Genomic DNA, 15,719 nt, shown 5'->3' with positions numbered 1-15,719 from the left:
CGTGATCGAACGCGATACTCTTTCGACCGCGCAACACGTTGCCTCGGCCATCGCACAGGCTGTGCGTGGCGGTCATCTGGTGCCCGGTCAGCGTCTCACCGAGACCGAACTCGCTTCTCGATACGGCGTGTCGCGATCTTCCGTGCGCGAGGCCTTCCAGCGGCTGACAGTGGATGGACTGCTGGCCTTCGAGCCACATCGCGGCGTCACGGTGCGCAGGCTGTCGCGCAGGGAGGTGGACAACCTCTTCGCCGTGCGCGGCGCGCTGGAAGCGCTGGCTGTTGGCCTTGCCCTTCCGGTTCTGCACGTCGCGCCGGCGAGGTTGCTTGCCCTACAGGCGGAAATGGATGAGGCCGTAGAGGCCAATGACATGGCGAAATTCTCCGACGCAAACACCCGCTTCCATGGGTTGTTCCCGGAGATTGCCGACAACGCCGTTCTCACCGAAACGCTGACCAGGCTTTCCAATTCGCTTTACTGGCTGCAGTTCCGCATGCTGGTCGACCGCGAGCATGTCTTTGCCAGCAATGTCGAGCATCGTCGCATCGTCGAAGCCGTTCTGGCCGATGACAGGTCGACGGCGGAAGCCGCGATGCGGGAGCATGTCGTCGCTTCGGGGACACTCATCCAGAAACTGTCCGACGACCATTTCGCGCGAGCCTGAACGGCTCTAATCGACCCGACTTGCACATTCCATGATTGTCGGACAATATTGTCCGACAATCTGAGGAGCGTCGCCAGATGAAACCGACCACCAATTACCAGCCGATTCCGCTGCCGGACTTTCAGGAAATTCCCCTGGAGACGATGCGCGCGAATGCCGAAGCCTTCTATGCGGATATGCGCGCCCGTCACACGGTGCGCGAATTCTCGACCCGGCCGGTACCACGCGACATCATCGAAACCTGTATCCTGGCAGCCGGCACCGCCCCTAACGGCGCCAACCACCAGCCCTGGCATTTCGCGGTCATCGGCGATGCGGCGATCAAAAAGCGCATCCGGGAGGCGGCCGAAGTCGAGGAACGCGCCTTCTATGAGGGCAGGGCCGGCGAGGAGTGGTTGGCGGCGCTGGCACCGCTCGGCACCGACGCCGACAAGCCCTTCCTGGAAGAGGCGCCCTGGCTCATCTGTATTTTCGGCGAACGCCGCAGCCGTTCCGCCGATGGCGTCATGCGCAAGAACTACTACGTGCCGGAATCGGTTTCGATCGCGACCGGCTTTCTGATCACCGCCATCCACCGCGCCGGCCTCGTCGCGCTGACGCACACGCCGAACCCGATGAGTTTCCTGAACGAGATCTGCGGCCGTGACCCGCACGACAAGCCTTATATCCTGATGGTTGTCGGCTATCCAAAACAAGGCGCCACCATCCCGCAACATGCGGTCGAGAAGAAGCCGTTGGCAGAAATTGCCACCTTCCTTTGATTGAGGTCGTCTGGAGGGCCCTTTTCCCGTAGCTGCCTCTTCCGATCCGGAGCGTCCGACGGCATCTTGTCCGGATGAAAGCCGGATGTGGAGGCCGCGTTGTCCCTGACCAACCAGGATCTGATCGAGCTCACAGCATGGCGCCGCCAGTTGCACCGGCATCCGGAAATTTCCAACGAAGAAGAGGCGACTGCCAAGGAGGTGGTTGCCTTTCTCGCCGATACCGGGCCGGATAAAGTCCTGACAGGATTGGGCGGCCATGGCGTCGCCATGGTCTACGACAGCGGCAAGCCTGGCCCGACAGTTCTCTTCCGCTCCGAACTCGACGCATTGCCGATCGAAGAGCTCTCCGGCGTGGAGCATTCGTCGATGGTACCCGGCAAATCGCATATGTGCGGCCATGACGGGCACACCACGATATTGGCCGCCCTTGGCCGCCAGCTCGGACGCAACCGTCCGCAGAAGGGCCGGGTCGTGCTGATGTTCCAACCGGCGGAAGAGACCGGCGATGGTGCTGTCGGCGTGGTGGCCGATCCGCGTTTCGGCGAGATCGCTCCGGATTTTTCTTTTTCGCTGCACAATCTGCCGGGTATTCCGTTCGGCGAGGTGCGGTTGAGGCCTGGGGTCGTCAACTGCGCTTCGCGTGGGATGCGTATCGTGCTCGAAGGCAAGACGGCGCATTCCTCGATGCCTGAAACCGGGACCTCGCCGATGTTGGCCGTAAGCCAGTTGATGCCGGCACTGGCGAAGCTCGGCAGTGGCGCTTTCAGCGACGACGATTTCGGCATGGTGACCGTCACCCATGCCACGATGGGTGAGGCGGTGTTCGGCGTGGCGCCCGGCCGAGCGGAGGTGTGGGCGACGCTGCGCACGCGGCTCGACGACCGGATGGCGGGATTATGCGCTACCGCCGAAGCGCTTGTGAACCAGGTCGCCGGCGAAGCCGGCCTGACCTTTGCAATCGACTATCATGAGATCTTCGTTGCCAGCATGAACGCACCGGCGGCGGTCGAGCATCTGCACATTGCTCTCGAACAGGAAGGTGTCACGCACAGTGGAGACAGTCTGCCGATGCGGGCTTCGGAAGACTTCGGCATCTTCGGGCGCAGTGCGCCCTCGGCGATGTTCTTCCTGGGTGCCGGCGAACGGCATCCGGCGTTGCACAATCCCGACTATGATTTTCCGGACGACCTCATCCCAATCGGCGCCAGGATCTTCCTGCGGACGGCGCGCAATCTTTTGGGGTGACTATTCCGCCGCGCCCATGAAGGCGCTGGCGCCGGTTTCGAATTGCAGCTTGGCGAGCTTGGCATAAATGCCGCCCTTGGCGACGAGGCTCTTGTGCGTGCCTTCCTCGATGATGCGTCCGCTGTCCATGACGAGGATGCGATCGGCTTTCAGCACGGTCGCCAGCCGGTGCGCGATGACCAGCGTCGTGCGGCCGCGCATCAGATGTTCGAGCGCTTCCTGCACGAGCGTCTCGCTTTCCGCGTCGAGCGCGGAGGTCGCTTCATCGAGCAGCAGGATGGGCGCGTCGCGCAGAATGGCGCGGGCGATGGCGATGCGTTGGCGCTGTCCTCCGGATAGAGTGACGCCACGCTCGCCGACTGGCGTATCATAGCCGTTCTGCAGCTTGAAGATGAATTCCTCGGCAAGGGCTGCCCTGGCCGCCGCCTCGATCTCGGCGCTGGTGGCGCCGGGCCTGCCGAAGGCGATGTTGTCGCGCACGCTGGCGGCAAAGATCGTGACGTCCTGCGGCACAATGGCGATGCGCTGGCGCAGCGCGAGCGGATCCGTCTCCGTCAGATCGATGCCGTCGAGTTTCACTGCGCCGGTCTCAGGATCGTAGAAACGCAGGATCAGCGAAAACACGGTGCTCTTGCCGGCGCCCGAGGGGCCAACGATGGCGACCGTTTCACCGGGTTTGACCGAGAAACTCAGGCCATGCACCGCGGCGCGGTCTGGCCTCGCTGGATAGGAGAAGGAGACATCGTCGAACTCGATCGCGCCCTTGGCCTTGGCAGGCAAGGCACGCGGCTGGGCCGGCGCCTCGATGCCAGGTTTTTCGGCGAGGATTTCGGTGAGCCGTTCGGCAGCACCGGCTGCCTGCGACAATTCCCCCCACACTTCCGAAAGCGCGCCGAGGGCACCGGCTGCAAAGACCGAATAGAGCAGGAACTGGCCAAGCGTACCGGGCGACAGCGTGCTGTCGAGCACATCCCGCGAGCCGAACCACAGAACGGCGACCACCGAGGAGAACACCATGAAGATGGCGAAGAAAGTGAGCAACGCCCGCGCAAGCACGGAGGCACGGGCGGCGGCGAAGGCAGCCTCGACCGCGGCAGAAAAGCGGCCGGTGACCAAGCCTTCATTGGTGAAGGCCTGCAGCGTGCGCACGGCGCCGATCTGCTCGCTGGCATAGGCGGTGGCACTGGCCAGCGTATCCTGCGCCTGCCTGGAACGGCGGCGTACCGAGCGGCCGAAGGCGACCAGCGGCAGCACGATGACCGGGATGGCCGCAATGACGAGGCCGGAGAGTTTCGGGCTGGTCACCACCATCATCGCCAGCGCGCCGAGGCCGAGGATGACATTGCGCAGCGCCACCGAAGCCGTCGCACCCACTGCCGATTTCACCTGCGTGGTGTCGGCGGCGAGACGCGAGACAATCTCGCCCGATTGCGACGTATCGAAAAAGGCCGGCGACAAAGTCGTGACATGCGAAAATACGTCGCGGCGGATGTCGGCGACGACGCGTTCGCCAAGCGTGATGACGAAATAGTAGCGGCCGGCGGATGCCAGTGCGAGCACGGCCGCCATGATCATCAGCATGCCGAAATAGCTGGCGATAAAGGCTGAGTCTGAGGTGGAGAAGCCGTTGTCGATCATGCGCCGCACGGCAAGCGGCAGCGCCAAGGTTGTGACGGCCGCTAACACCAGCGAAATGCCGGCGCCAATCACCAGGCCGCGATAGCGGGTGATATAGGGAAACACGCGCCGGAGCGGCTTGAGCGAGCGTCTGCGCTCGTCGGCGCTGATAGGGTCCGCCATCGTCCCGGTTCCTGTCCGAATTGGCTCCGGCGCGGCCTTGTGATTCAATTTCGCCTGTTGTATAGGCACGCCGACCGTTTTTGAAGCCGTGGCTCCTCAATAGCTGCGGCTTCGAGTTTTAAAAAGGGGCGCATCGCCGCAGGGCCGCCGTCCCAGCTAGCCAGGACAAGAGCGATGAAGGCTGAAATCCATCCCGATTACCACACCATCAAGGTCGTCATGACCAATGGCACCGAGTACCAGACCCGTTCGACCTGGGGCAAGGAAGGCGACACGATGAACCTCGACATCGATCCCTCCACGCACCCTGCATGGACCGGCGGCCAGCAGACGCTGCTCGACCGCGGTGGTCGTCTGTCGAAGTTCAAGAACAAGTTCGCCAATCTCGGCATCTAAGCCGGAAACGCGATACGATCCGAAAAACCCGCCTTCAAGGCGGGTTTTTTGTTGCGTGTATGCGCGGGTTGCATCGGGACGTGAACTGGCCGATCCTACCATCGGGGGCAGGGAGGTCATGTGTCCGATACCGCTCTCCATTTCGACGATGCTCGCCGCCGGATCAAAGCCATCTTCATCGGTTCGATCGGCAATCTGGTCGAATGGTACGATTTCTACGCCTATACAGCGTTTGCGCTCTATTTCGCGCCGGCCTTCTTTCCATCGCACGATCCTGTCATCCAGCAACTGAACGCCGCGACCCTGTTTGCTGCGGGTTTCATCGTGCGGCCGCTCGGTGGCTGGCTGTTCGGTCATCTTGCCGACCGCTACGGGCGTCGACTGTCGCTCACCATTTCCGTTCTGATGATGTGTTTCGGTTCGCTGATCATCGCGTTCACACCGACCTACGCAACGATCGGCTTTGCCGCGCCGGTGCTTCTGGCGCTGGCTCGCGTCATCGAGGGTCTCAGCCTTGGCGGCGAATACGGTGCCAGCGCCACCTATCTCAGCGAGGTCGCCGATCCCAACCATCGCGGTTTCTATTCCAGCTTCCAATATGTGACGCTGATCGGCGGCCAGCTGTGCGCCATCCTGGTCCTGCTGCTCCTGCAGAACGTCTTCCTGACGCATGAGCAACTGGTCGCCTGGGGCTGGCGCATTCCCTTTGTCATTGGTGCGCTGCTTGCGATCTTCTCGGCGGTGATGCGCCGGCAACTGCACGAGACAGAGGCTTTCGTGGCGACGACGGCAACGGAGAAGCGCGAAGGTTCGCTGCGCGGGCTGAGGAAGTTCCCGCGTGAAGTGGCGATCGTGGTTGGGCTCACGGCCGGCGGTACAGCCGCCTTCTACACGTTCACGACCTACATGCAGACCTTCGTCAAGCAGACGGTCGGCCTGTCTGACCTCACCACGACCTATGTGATCGCCGGTTCGCTGATCTTCGCTGCGATCCTGCAGCCGATCTATGGGCTGATTTCCGATCGCATCGGGCGCAAGCCTCTGCTGATCTTCTTCGGCGTTGCCGGTACCATCCTGACGGTGCCGATCCTGACGATGCTGTCATCCACGACATCGCCCTTCGTCGCCTTCCTGCTGATCTGTGGCGCCTGGATCTTCACCGCCGGCTACACCTCGATCAATGCCGTAGTGAAAGCCGAGCTGTTTCCAACCGCGGTGCGCGCCACCGGCGTCGGCGTACCTTACGCATTGACGGTATCGATTTTCGGCGGCACGGCACCGGCGATCGCGCTGTGGTTCAAACAGCAGGGCCACGAACAGTGGTTCTATTATTATCTGGCCGGCGTCATCTTCGTTTCGCTGCTGGTCTATTCGACCATGCGCGACACCAAGCATGCCTCGGCAATGGATGAGCGCGCGGCTTCAGTCGCGCGCTAATTCGCCCAATGCCATACGTTTGTATGCGGTAACCAGTCGGTCACCCTCCGCGCGATCGACTGAAACCGCAAGCCGCATCGTCGCCTCGCCGAGCTGCCAGATCAGAAAGGCAGAGGTTTCGAGCGAGGCCGGATCTTCGTCCGGATGCAGACGCAGGAGGACTGCAAGCAGCATGCCGGCATTGGCGCGGCTGTGGGCAAGCTCCAACTCGCGCAGCGCCTTGTCGGCCTGCGTGCCCGACCAGATGTCACGCATCACTGGCTCGCCCAGGAAAATCCCGTAATAGGTATCGACCAGTTCCGAGAAGGCTTTTTCCAGACCCTTCCGGTCCTTCACGCTCGCGAGAGCTTCCGCGATGCACGCTTCGCTCTCCTTCTGGTAGCGGTCGGCAAGGGCCCGGATGATGGCGCTCTTGTCGGGAAAGAACTGGTAGAGCGAACCGATCGAAACACCGGCTTTCTCGGCCACTTCGCCCATGCGCAAGGCGTCGCTGCCTTTTTCCGCGATCAGTGCCGAGGCGACGGCGAGCATCCGCTCCACCCGCTCGCGACTGCGTTTCTGCGTCGGCTCACGACGCGGACCGGGAGTGTCCTGAACAATGGCCGATACGCTTTCCATGATCGTTTCCTCGAATGCTTGCCGGGCGGCTGTCTGAAAATTCCTGCTTGACTCAAAGAATATGAGGATTTATCACATTTTGCAAACGCGAGGATTGCTCACGTTTGTGACATGGAGAGAAACATGACCAACACGACATCAAAGCCGGTCCTCATCCTTGGTGGCACGGGCAAGACCGGCCGCAGGCTGGCCGAGCGGCTCGAGGCCAGGAACATCCCGGTCCGCATCGGCTCTCGCTCGGCGAACCCGGCCTTCGACTGGACCGACAAGGCAAGCTGGGCAGGCGCTCTCGAAGGCGTCGGCGCCGTCTACATCAACTACTATCCCGACCTCACAGTGCCGGGCGCGGCTGAAGCCATCGAGGAATTCGCCATGCTGGCCGTCAGCCGTGGCGTGCGCCGGCTGGTGCTTCTGTCCGGCCGCGGCGAACCGGAAGCGCAGCGCGCGGAGGAGATGGTGAAGGCCACCGGCGCAGACTGGACGATCCTGCGCTGCTCCTGGTTCGCGCAGAACTTCTCCGAAAGCGCCTTCCTGGACGGCGTGCTGGCCGGGCAGATATCCGTCCCTGCCGCCGAGATCGGCGAACCCTTTGTCGATGCCGACGACATCGCCGATGTGGCAGCCGAGGTCCTGTCGAACGAGGGTCATATCGGTGAGTTGTATGAACTGACCGGACCGCGGCTCCTGACCTTCCGCGAGGCGGTCGCGGAGATTGCCCGCGGTTCTGGTCGGGATATTGCCTACAGCCGCGTCTCGCCTGAAGAGTTCAAGGCCGAACTCGCGGCGTATGGAACGCCGGCCGATATCGTGTGGCTGCTTGACGAATTGTTCGTTCGAGTGCTCGACGGCCGCAACGAATATCTCACCGACGGTGTCCAGCGGGCTCTCGGCCGTGAGCCCAAAGACTTTTCAATCTATGTGCGCGAAACTGCCGCCACCGGCGTGTGGAACGCGGATCTCTGAGAGGGAGAGAAAGATGCTTGCTCAAATCGTGATTGCCATCACTTTCATTGCCGCGCTTGGCAGCGGCCTCATGGCGGGGCTTTTCTTCGCCTACTCCAATTCGGTGATGCCGTCGCTGTCACAGGTACCAGTGCCGCAAGGCGTGTTGGTTATGAACACCATCAACACGGTGATCCAGAACCCGTTGTTCCTGTCCATCTTCATGGGCACTGCGCTGCTGGCGCTGTTCCTTGTGCTGGCGGCCTTCCTCGGCTGGGGCGTCGCACGTCCCAGTTGGGTGCTGATCGGTGCGGCACTTTATGTGGTCGGCAACATCGTCGTCACCATGGTCATCAACGTGCCGATGAACGACGCGCTGGCGGCCACCGCACCCGACACCCAGGCCGCGGCGCAGCAGTGGGCCATCCATCTCGATCGCTGGGTGTTCTGGAACCATGTGCGCGCCTTTGCATGCACCGGCGCGTTGGCCGCCTTCATCGCGGCGCTGATGTAAGCATATGGTGCTGGCTAGGGTATCCGCCGTCTCTGGTCGAGGCGGCGGATTTTTGTTGCGGTTACCCACGGCGACTTGCCAAGACCGCGCAGGCAAATCAGTCCGGGAATGCTGTAGATCACATCTTCTTGCGGTCGGAATGGCCGAGGTCGCGCTCGGGGTCGATCACGTCGCGCACAAGCTGCTTCAACTTGGCTGCATCCGGGAAACCACCGTCGCGCTTGCGGTCCCAGATCAGCGCGTCGTTGCATGTGATGGTGAAGATGCCGCCCGTGCCCGGTATGAGAACCACTTCGCCGAGATCTGTGGCGAAAGTCGACAGCAGTTCCTGCGCCATCCAGCCTGCACGCAACAGCCACTGGCACTGTGTGCAATAGGTGATGACGATGCGAGGACGGGGAGCGTCGGTCATTGAAAACCTCGTAGAGCGCCGCGCGTCCCTCGGACGCGCTCTAACACTTTTAAGCTGCGCACCATGCTTTCCGAAAATCGGTTCCGACTTTCGGGCCGATGCGCTGGACGCGACAAAAGAAAACGCCCCGGCGTGCGGGGCGTTTTTGAATCAGGCCGCGCTGAGCTTGGCAAGGGTCGCGTCGTCGACCTCGAAATTTGCGTAGACGTTCTGGACGTCGTCGTCGTCCTCGAGTGTCGCCACCAGCTTCATCAGCGACTGTGCGCGTTCCTCGTCGACCGGAATGTTGTTCTGCGGCCGCCAGATGGCTTTCACCGACTCCGCTTCGCCGAGAGCGCCTTCGAGGGCCTTCGATACTTCGCCGAGATTTTCGAAGGCGCAGTAGATGGTGTGGCTTTCCTCGTCGGTCTCGACGTCGTCGGCGCCGGCTTCGATCGCGGCTTCCATCACCTTGTCGTCGCTGCCGACCTTGGCCGGATAGACGATCTCGCCGATGCGATCCCACATGAAGGAAACGGAGCCGGTTTCACCGAGCGCACCGCCCGCCTTGGTAAAGGCGGCACGCACGTTGGAGGCGGAGCGATTGCGGTTGTCGGTCAGCGCCTCGACGATGAGAGCGATGCCGCCGGGACCGTAGCCTTCGTAGCGCACTTCTTCATAGTTCTCGGCATCGCCGCCGGAAGCCTTGGAAATGGCGCGGGCGATGTTGTCCTTCGGCATCGACTCGGCCTTGGCATTCTGAATCGCCAGGCGAAGGCGCGGGTTCATCGCGGGATCGGGGAGACCCTGCTTGGCAGCGACGGTGATTTCGCGCGCCAGCTTGGAAAAGATCTTCGAGCGGACCGCATCTTGGCGACCCTTGCGATGCATGATGTTCTTAAACTGTGAATGGCCTGCCATGGCACCCCTGCGGTCGTTTGCGGCTGTCGAACCGTCATGCGCCGGAATGGCGCGCCAAAAACGATCTGACACATTTGATAGGGCAGCGGTTGCGATCCGATGCCGGGATGGCGGGCTTATAAATAAATCGGCTCAAAACGTCCAGATACGCCAAGACGAGCGAACAGCGCGGGATCAGTATCCCGCTTTGATCTTCTCGAATTCGGCGACCATGCGCTGTTTCAGGTCCGCCGACAGCGGCTGCTGGAACAGCGTCTTGTCCAGAAAGGCATCGAGATTGTCGAACCCGCGCTCGGTCAGCACCTTCTTGTCGATCGCGGCCATGCCGACGGCGTTACCATGGCCATAGCCGAAGGTCGTGACGAGGTGGTTGGACACATTGGGCGCGTTGACGGCGTTGAGGAAATCATAAGCCTCATCGACATGCGTCGCGTCCTTCAGGAGCGCATAACCGCATACCCAGGTGGACAGGCCCTCCTTGGTGTCGCGGTTCATTTCCAGGGGCACGCCCTGGCCTTTCAGGGTGACATAGGTCTCGGCCCAGCCCCAGGCGAGGTCGATCTCACCGCCGGTAAAGGCCTGATTGATCGAGGTGTCGTCGGTCCAGTAGAAGCGGACATTCTTGTGCACCTGGCGCAGGAAGTCGGAAGCCTCCTTGAACTGTGCATCCGTCATCTGCGTCCAGTCCTTCAGCCCGATGACGAGCGAGGCAAGCGCATAGGCATCGTCGACGTTGTCGCCGATGGTGACACGCCCCTCGAACTTCGGATCGGCGAAGATGCGCAGCGATTTCGCGTCCTCGGGCGTGACCTTGTCGGTGCGGTAGATAAGGGACGAGGTGCCCCAGTCGAACGGCAGCAGCCAGGCCTTGCCATCAGCCGTGGTGACAAGATCCTTCATCTTCATCAGGCCGGGATTGATGTCGTTCCAGCCGGTGATTCTCGACGTATCCAGCGGCTGCAACAGACCGGCCTCGCGCCACTTCACCACGCTCTGCGCGCAAGGATGGCCGACATCGGCCTTGAAGCCGGCGCGCATCTTCTCGAAGGCCTCGTCTTCGTCGCCAAAGAAGGAAAAACTCGGCTCGGCGCCCTGTTTGGCGGTGTAGTCGGCGTGCAGCAGCGGGTCTTCATAACCTGACCAGTCAAAGACGACGAGGTCACCGCCGGCGGCAAGCGCGGCGGTAGCGGTGCAGGCCACCGTTGTGGCCAGGACGATGCGGCGAAAACTGAAGGCCATGACGCGAGAGCTCCCCGATCGCAAGACGGCACGTTGGACGGTAGAGCAGTTTTCGCTGGCTGACGAGGGGCGTCGCTCATTATACTCGCGAGCCAGGCCCGACAGGCTGGTCGAACATTTTCCGAACCGTTTCCGCGATGACGCGGCCACTGATGATGGCGCCTTCGACATAGCCGGGGAATGAAGGCGAGAGCTCGGAGCAGGCGAAATGAATGGGCGGCGCGCCGGCACGAAGCACAGTCTCAGCGTCGTACGCGGAAAGATCGGCGACGATGTCGCTGTAGCCGCCGCCGCTCCACGGGTCGTCGGTCCAGTCGCGCATGACGAAGTCGAGTGGTTCAAGTATCTGCGGCCCAAGTGCGGCGGCAAGCCGATCGAGTACTTCCGCACGCAAACTCGCATCCCCCATCGCGCGGAACCGTAAAGCCAACGGACCGCCGGCGAATACCACAAGCGTCGGATGGGCGTCGTCCCTGCTGGTATCGCAGACAAACAGACCATGGATGTCACGCCACAAAACCATGCCGTTGCGGCCTCGGTCGCGCCAGAAAGCATGGGCGTAGCGAATACGCATCTTGATGACCGTGCCGCTGCGCCAGGCGCCAAGCGCCCTGGCGAGCGTCGCCGGCAGCGGCGGTGAAAAGACGATGCGGTCTGCCATCACCGGTGGCACTGCGATGATGAGATGCCTTGCCTGAAACGAACCTTCAGCCGTCACCACGGTAACGCCATTCCCACCATGTCGGACTTGCCGCACAGCCGTCGAAAGCCGGATGCGGTCGCCGAGGGCTGCGGCCAGATCTTCGGCCAGCGCATGCATCGTCTCGCCGAGGAAATACTGCAGTTCCGAGACCTCATTGGTGATCCGGCGATCATTGTCGATGAGGTACCAGACCGGAATGGCATCGATCGGCTGACACCACAGGCCTTCGACCGTTGAACGAAACGCCGATTTGGCGTGGACATCATCCGGTTGTCGCTGCAGCCAATCCCACACGCTGAGGTCTCGAACAGCCGGATCAGCCGGATCGATTGCATTCATCCGATCGCGTATGGCGACATTGGCGTCCCAAAGCGCCTGGCCGTCTTCTTCCGACATTTCCGGCTGTAAGGTGAAGGTGCCGTCGACAGGTGTTCGCACCAATGTCCTGGCATGGCGCTTCGCCAGCGCCATCACCTCCGGCATGTCTTCGCACAGGAACTGGCCGCCGCTGTCGTAGCGTTCACCAAGGGCATCGGTCTGCGCCTCGACCCGCCCGCCGACGCGGTCGCGCGCTTCCAGCACCCGCACGTCCAGTCCGCCATCGCGCAGGACAAGCGCCGCTGAAAGGCCAGCAAAACCCGCGCCGACAACGATGACGTCGTGAACCATCAATATCCTGCTTTGATCTTCTCGAACTCGGCGATCATCTTCTGCTTGAGTTCCGTCGGAATGGGCGACTGGAACAGCGTCTTGTCGACGAATTTGTCGACGTCGTCATAGCCCTTGTCCTTCAGCAATTTCGCATCCACAGCGGCCATCCCTTTGGTATTGGCCTGGCCATAGCCCCAATCCTTCACCAGCACGTTCGCGACGTCGGGCTCATTGATGGCGTTGAGATAGTCATAAGCCTGGTCGGCATTGCCCGGCGCATCCTTCAGGCGGACATAACCGCAGACCCAGGTCGATATGCCTTCCTGTGCGTCGGGCTTGGCTTTGATGGGCGCGCCGGCCAGCACCGATTGCGCGGTGGCATCGTTCCAGGCCCAGGCCAGATCGATCTCGCCGCCGGTCAGCGCCTGCACGATGTTGGTGGTGTCGGTCCAGTAGAGACGGACATTCTTGTGCACCTGGCGCAGGAAATCCGATGCCTGTTTGAACTGCTCGTCGGTCATCTGGGTCCAGTCCTTGAGCCCGATGACCAGGGAGGCCAATGCATAGGCGTCGTCGACATTGTCGGGAATGGAGACACGGCCCTGGAATTTCGGATCGGCGAGGGATTTCAGCGACTGGATGTCCTTCTCGTCCACCTTTTCGGAATTGTAGGTGAGCTGTGAATTGCCCCAGTCCCACGGCATGAACCAGGCAGTGCCATCTTCGGAGGTGGCGAGGTTCTTCATCTTCATGATGCCGGGGTTGAGGTCCTTCCAGGCCGCGATCTTCGATGTGTCAAGCGGCTGCAGCAGGCCGGCGTCGCGCCATTTCACAACGCTTTGCGAACAGGGATGTGCAAGATCCGCCTTGAAGCCGGAGCGCATCTTCTCGAATGCCTCATCTTCGTCGCCGAAGAAAGAGAAGGTCGGAGCATCGCCATACTTCTCCGTGTATTTCGGATGGAATTCCGGCAGCTCGTAGCCGGCCCAGTCGAAGATGATGAGATCGCTTCCGGCAGCATGCGCGGCTGCCGGTGTCATCAATGTGCTCGCCAGGGCCAGTGCAGTCATCCAATGGCTGATCTTGGTCTTCATTTCAGTTCCCCTTGGTTGCGCGGGCTGGTGCCCGTCTGTTGTGTCGTTCGCTTCGTTCCTCGAGAAGCGCTCCTCTGCTCTCAAAGTCTCCGAATGCCGTTCGCCTCTCTCGTGTAGTGCTTGGGGAATGTCGTCAGCAGGAATTCGTTGGCCGCCTGCAATGCAGTTTCGCGGGTGACGTCTTCCAACCCCATCATCAAACGCAGCCACAGTCCCTCCAACAGCGCGCTGAGCGCCAGCGCCAGATGGTGAGGGTCGAATCCGTAGCCGGCCTCTGCCTTCAAACGGCTGCACAGGTCGAACAGGAGGTTCTGATAATCGGTATCGCGGGCGCCAGAGAGCGCCTGGTAGGTGGGGCGCGATTTCGCCTCGCCCCAGAAGGCGCACCACGCCGCCAGCTTGCGCTTGTTGCAGACGGCGCGGTCGAAATCCGCGGTAACCAGCGCCTTCAACTGGTCGCCTGCGTTGACGCCCGCTTTGTCGTAGGCATTGCGCCAATGTGCCGAATATTCGTCGTACATATATTGCAGCGTGGCGACGAGCAGCTTTTCCTTGCTCTCGAAATGGAAGTTGACGATGCCGCGCGACAGTTTCGCGCCATCCGCCACATCCGCCATCGTCGTTTCGGAATAGCCGCGCTTCGCAAGTGAATCGATCGTTGCCTCGATCAGCTGCTGGCGGCGCACCTCCTTGGAAGCCTTGCGGCCACGCTTTTCCGGGCTGCTTTGCCGCTCCGCCTCAATGGGCTCGTCTTCGAGATCGATTGTCTTCATCGGCGAAACATCTCCGGCACGCTATCTCATCGTTTTTATCGCATAGTCTTTGCCCGAAAAGTCTGATGCATCAAAGCCTAGCGGGTCAGTGTGAAAACGCAATATAATTTGCTGAACATTCATTCAATATGGACAAGATGGGAACGACCGTGCCAAGATCCACGACGGGCCATGGCCCGCTCTGACAGGTCATTAACTTGGGCTGCCGACGATGACCGAACAGGACGAGACGGAAGCGGCGGAACAGTGGGCGCTGATCAACATGCCGCTCGGCCAGCTTTGGTCGGGCCGCGCGCGTTATGCAGCCGCCATGTATTTCTACAAGCGTGGCGAGATGAACGCCGAGACCCTGGAGGTCTACCGCATCTGCTCCAGGCTGGACGCGGAAGATCCCTTGCCGATCATCCGCGATCGCGGTGTCGGCAAGGCATGGCTGAAACGGGTTGGCGGCGAGTAGACAGGACCGATTATCCGATCGATTTTTCCAACACGCGCAGCCAGTTGCGATAGGCGATCTTTTCGATAAGGGCGCGGCCATAGCCATGTTTGGCCAATGCTTCGAGAAGCTTCGGCAGGCCGGCGGCGTCGCCGATCGCGGCCGGGATCATGGCGCCGTCAAAGTCGGAGCCCAGGCCGACGCGATCTTCGCCGAGCGCCTTCACCAGATAGTCGACGTGGCGCACCATGACTTCCAGTGGCGTGTCGGAATTCATGCGGCCGTCCTCACGCAGGAAACCGGTGGCATAGTTCAGGCCAACCATACCGTCGGTGTCACGGATGGCGCCGAGCTGCCAGTCGGTGAGGTTGCGTGAATGCGGGCAAAGCGCATGCACGTTGGAGTGAGTGGCGACCAGCGGTGCATCGGAAAGCTTGGCGACGTCGCGGAAACCCTTCTCGTTGAGATGAGAGAGATCGATCATGATCCTGAGTTTGTTGCAGGCCTTGACCAGCGCCTTGCCGGCATCGGTGAGGCCGTCGCCCGTGTCCGGCGAGGACGGGAAGCGGAAGGGTACGCCGTGGCCGAATGCGTTCGGGCGGCTCCAGACGATGCCGAGCGAACGCAGGCCCGCGGCATGAAGCACGTCGAGCATGGCAAGGTCGGTGTCGATCGCCTCGGCGCCTTCGATGTGAAAGACCGCCGCGATCGACTTCTTTTCCATGGCGACGCGAATGTCGGCGGCGCTGCGGCAAACGGTGAGCGCGCCGGCTCGCTCCAGTCTCAGCAGGACCGATGCCATGCCAAGCGTGGTTTCCCGGGCGAACTCGCGCGACAGTTCCGGCGGCAGTGGTTCGTTGTCGGACGGCATGGCCGGCACGCCATCATCCTTGGCCCTGCGCTCTTCCCGTGGCGGCGGGAAGATGGCGAACATGCCGCCGGCAAGCCCGCCCTTCCTGGCGCGCGGCAGGTCGATATGCCAGCTGGCCGGCGACCCTTCGATGAACAGTTTTTCGACGTCGGCTTCGCTGGACTGATAAAGCTTGAGCAGCGTGTCGTTGTGGCCGTCGAAGACGGGGATCAGATCGGTCTCGGTCATTTGGGGACTTTCGGCTGTCGACATGGAAGACG

17 protein-coding genes are annotated in these 15,719 nt (G+C 61.7%); 8 read left to right on the top strand and 9 right to left on the bottom strand.

Annotation, left to right across the window (positions count from 1 at the left end; translation table 11 throughout):
* Position 1: 1 nt before the first annotated feature.
* The 3 genes from AO692_RS30910 (at position 2) to AO692_RS30900 (ending at position 2,673) form a co-directional block, all read left to right on the top strand.
* Positions 2 to 664 carry a GntR family transcriptional regulator gene (locus AO692_RS30910; RefSeq protein ID WP_054313844.1) on the top strand — a complete coding sequence of 221 codons (663 nt, stop codon included), beginning with the start codon at positions 2 to 4 and terminating at the stop codon, positions 662 to 664.
* Positions 665 to 741: 77 nt separating this feature from the next.
* Positions 742 to 1,425 (top strand): nitroreductase family protein, encoded by a 684-nt coding sequence (locus AO692_RS30905; protein WP_054313843.1) that lies wholly within the window; start codon positions 742 to 744, stop codon positions 1,423 to 1,425.
* A 99-nt stretch (positions 1,426 to 1,524) separates the two neighbouring features.
* Entirely contained in the window at positions 1,525 to 2,673 is a 1,149-nt protein-coding gene (locus AO692_RS30900) for an amidohydrolase (RefSeq protein ID WP_054313971.1), read from the top strand.
* Here the strand turns inward: AO692_RS30900 and AO692_RS30895 are convergent, their stop codons facing one another.
* Complete coding sequence (locus tag AO692_RS30895) at positions 2,674 to 4,473, bottom strand: ABC transporter transmembrane domain-containing protein (protein WP_054313842.1); 1,800 nt, start codon at positions 4,471 to 4,473, stop codon at positions 2,674 to 2,676. It abuts the gene before it with no gap.
* A gap of 174 nt (positions 4,474 to 4,647) precedes the next feature.
* Here AO692_RS30895 and rpmE point away from each other — a divergent pair, with 174 nt between their 5' ends.
* Positions 4,648 to 4,869 carry a 50S ribosomal protein L31 gene (gene rpmE, locus AO692_RS30890; RefSeq protein ID WP_054313841.1) on the top strand — a complete coding sequence of 74 codons (222 nt, stop codon included), beginning with the start codon at positions 4,648 to 4,650 and terminating at the stop codon, positions 4,867 to 4,869.
* A 120-nt stretch (positions 4,870 to 4,989) separates the two neighbouring features.
* Complete coding sequence (locus AO692_RS30885) at positions 4,990 to 6,306, top strand: MFS transporter (protein WP_054313840.1); 1,317 nt, start codon at positions 4,990 to 4,992, stop codon at positions 6,304 to 6,306.
* Here AO692_RS30885 and AO692_RS30880 read toward each other — a convergent pair.
* Positions 6,292 to 6,924 (bottom strand): TetR/AcrR family transcriptional regulator, encoded by a 633-nt coding sequence (locus AO692_RS30880; RefSeq protein WP_054313839.1) that lies wholly within the window; start codon positions 6,922 to 6,924, stop codon positions 6,292 to 6,294. The genes AO692_RS30885 and AO692_RS30880 overlap by 15 nt on opposite strands.
* A gap of 123 nt (positions 6,925 to 7,047) precedes the next feature.
* Between AO692_RS30880 and AO692_RS30875 the strand changes: the two genes are divergently transcribed.
* Together AO692_RS30875 and AO692_RS30870 are read left to right on the top strand one after the other, a co-directional pair.
* Entirely contained in the window at positions 7,048 to 7,887 is an 840-nt protein-coding gene (locus AO692_RS30875) for an NAD(P)H-binding protein (RefSeq protein ID WP_054313838.1), read from the top strand.
* 13 nt (positions 7,888 to 7,900) lie between these two features.
* Positions 7,901 to 8,380, top strand: a complete 480-nt coding sequence (locus AO692_RS30870) for an anthrone oxygenase family protein (protein ID WP_054313837.1) — start codon at positions 7,901 to 7,903, stop codon at positions 8,378 to 8,380.
* Between the two features lie 118 nt (positions 8,381 to 8,498).
* On the opposite strand, the gene AO692_RS30865 is transcribed toward AO692_RS30870, so the two are convergent.
* The 6 genes from AO692_RS30865 to betI all read right to left on the bottom strand — a co-directional run bounded on the left by AO692_RS30865 (position 8,499) and on the right by betI (position 14,152).
* Positions 8,499 to 8,792, bottom strand: coding sequence for a SelT/SelW/SelH family protein (locus AO692_RS30865; protein WP_054313836.1), 294 nt, complete (start codon positions 8,790 to 8,792; stop codon positions 8,499 to 8,501).
* A gap of 150 nt (positions 8,793 to 8,942) precedes the next feature.
* Positions 8,943 to 9,692: a YebC/PmpR family DNA-binding transcriptional regulator gene (locus tag AO692_RS30860; RefSeq protein WP_054313835.1), complete on the bottom strand. Its 750-nt coding sequence runs from the start codon at positions 9,690 to 9,692 to the stop codon at positions 8,943 to 8,945.
* Between the two features lie 174 nt (positions 9,693 to 9,866).
* Positions 9,867 to 10,931 (bottom strand): extracellular solute-binding protein, encoded by a 1,065-nt coding sequence (locus tag AO692_RS30855; RefSeq protein WP_054313834.1) that lies wholly within the window; start codon positions 10,929 to 10,931, stop codon positions 9,867 to 9,869.
* Positions 10,932 to 11,010: 79 nt separating this feature from the next.
* A complete protein-coding gene (locus AO692_RS30850; RefSeq protein WP_054313833.1) occupies positions 11,011 to 12,303 on the bottom strand; it encodes a flavin monoamine oxidase family protein in 1,293 nt (430 codons plus the stop codon).
* The gene (locus AO692_RS30845) at positions 12,303 to 13,355 is read right to left on the bottom strand and encodes an extracellular solute-binding protein (RefSeq protein WP_244483570.1); all 1,053 of its coding nucleotides are present in this window, start codon (positions 13,353 to 13,355) and stop codon (positions 12,303 to 12,305) included. The genes AO692_RS30850 and AO692_RS30845 overlap by 1 nt, the downstream gene beginning before the upstream one ends.
* A gap of 104 nt (positions 13,356 to 13,459) precedes the next feature.
* Positions 13,460 to 14,152, bottom strand: coding sequence for a transcriptional regulator BetI (gene betI / locus AO692_RS30840; RefSeq protein WP_054313831.1), 693 nt, complete (start codon positions 14,150 to 14,152; stop codon positions 13,460 to 13,462).
* Between the two features lie 211 nt (positions 14,153 to 14,363).
* Here betI and AO692_RS30835 point away from each other — a divergent pair, with 211 nt between their 5' ends.
* Complete coding sequence (locus AO692_RS30835; RefSeq protein ID WP_054313830.1) at positions 14,364 to 14,609, top strand: hypothetical protein; 246 nt, start codon at positions 14,364 to 14,366, stop codon at positions 14,607 to 14,609.
* Positions 14,610 to 14,619: 10 nt separating this feature from the next.
* On the opposite strand, the gene AO692_RS30830 is transcribed toward AO692_RS30835, so the two are convergent.
* Complete coding sequence (locus AO692_RS30830) at positions 14,620 to 15,687, bottom strand: dipeptidase (protein WP_054313829.1); 1,068 nt, start codon at positions 15,685 to 15,687, stop codon at positions 14,620 to 14,622.
* Positions 15,688 to 15,719: the final 32 nt, after the last annotated feature.

Origin of the sequence: Mesorhizobium sp. 1M-11, from assembly GCF_001303895.1 — a bacterium.
Lineage (GTDB): Bacteria > Pseudomonadota > Alphaproteobacteria > Rhizobiales > Rhizobiaceae > Mesorhizobium.
Note: the sequence above shows the minus strand (reverse complement) of the source record. Positions and strands in the feature narration are given on the sequence as shown.